Raw genomic sequence first — 1,511 nt, 5'->3', positions numbered from 1 at the left:
TATTGCTGCGTTTCATCATCCTCACCCGTAAACAGAAGAAGGCCATCAGCATTGCTAATGAGCACAATGAGCTGAAAACCAAATTTATCCAGAACATTTCCGCCCAGATGGAACCGACACTGGACACGCTCGACGCCTCACTGCCGGGCATAAAAGCCCTGCATGCATTCTCCAACCATATCCAGGAACTGTCCGAGTTGGAAACTACCTTGTCCGAACCCTACGAAATGCAGGAAAAGAATATCTCCACTTTCTGTGAAGGCATCATGGACAAAATCAAAGGGATGACACAAGAGGATGTCACCTTGACCGTGAACGCTCCAAAACTGAATGTGAAAATCAACCCTGAGCAACTGGAACGCGTCTTGTTACATTTGTTGGAAAACGCCGCCGAGCACACCCCTGCCGGAGGGAAAATATGGCTGGACTTCAAGAAACGCGGTGCGCACACCCACCAGTTCATCATCAGCGACACCGGTTGCGGTATCCCCGAGGAGCAACGCGAAAACATCTTCAAGCCTTTCACCGAAGTAAAGGACTTGACGCAAGGCGACGGTCTGGGACTACCCATCTGCTCACTGATTGCCACCAAGATGAACGGCAGCCTGACACTGGACAGCAGCTACAACAAGGGAGCACGGTTCGTTCTGGAACTACACGCATAAACCATACATATTGTATTTGAAAGCCGCTTGTCACCGGCATTACCGGGACAAACGGCTTTCTGTATATATTAAAAATGTGGTTGTCAACGTAATGCCTCCACCTCTTCCGGCGTCAGCGGAATTTTCTTACCCAAACGGTGCGCTCCCGTTTCGGTAATCAGATAATCCTCCTCATTGCGGATGCCACCGAAATTACGGTATTCTTCCACCTTATCATAGTCAATGAAGTCCATAAACTTCTTCTCTCCTCTCCACAAATCAATCAACTCGGGAATGAAATAAATGCCCGGCTCAACCGTATGCACAAAGCCCGGTTCCAGAGGGATAGCAAGGCGCTGGCTCTTGCGACCGAACTGCGTACTCTTGGGCTGGCCGTCATAGCCTACCCAAAGCTCACCCAGGTTCTCCATATCGTGCACGTCCAGGCCCATCATGTGTCCCAGTCCGTGGGGATAGAACAAAGCATGCGCCCCTTCGCGTACGGCATCTTCAGCATTGCCCTTCATCAAGCCCAGCTCTTTCAGCCCTTCCACCATCACTTGGGCGGAAAGCTCGTACACCTTCATATAAGGAATGCCCGGACGGAGGGCTTTGACAGACTCTAAGTGCATGGCGTTCTGGATTTCGTAAACGGCACGCTGGCGTGGAGTAAAAGCTTTGTCCGCAGGCACGGTGGACGACATGTCGCCACAGTAACCCGAAGGAAGCTCGGCGCCGGCATCAATCAGGAAGAGGTCACCCGGCTTTACTTTATTTCCATGATAGTGGTTGTGCAAAGTCTGCCCGTTGATAGTAGCAATCGTGGCAAAAGACAGCTCGCAGTTGTTCATCTCGGCGATACGGTTC

2 protein-coding genes are annotated in these 1,511 nt (G+C 51.2%); one reads left to right on the top strand and one right to left on the bottom strand.

The features are described from left to right. On the top strand, positions 1-665 hold a 665-nt coding region (locus RDO88_RS13520), incomplete at its 5' end, for an ATP-binding protein (RefSeq protein WP_307759852.1). A gap of 83 nt (positions 666-748) precedes the next feature. Here the strand turns inward: RDO88_RS13520 and RDO88_RS13515 are convergent. Continuing rightward, a partial coding sequence (locus tag RDO88_RS13515) for a M24 family metallopeptidase (RefSeq protein ID WP_307759851.1) occupies positions 749-1,511 on the bottom strand: 763 nt, incomplete at its 5' end.

The organism is uncultured Mediterranea sp. (assembly GCF_902493215.1).
In the GTDB taxonomy this organism is placed as follows: domain Bacteria; phylum Bacteroidota; class Bacteroidia; order Bacteroidales; family Bacteroidaceae; genus Bacteroides.
The sequence above is the reverse complement of the archived record's forward strand: the minus strand, read 5'-3'. Positions and strand labels throughout refer to the sequence as shown.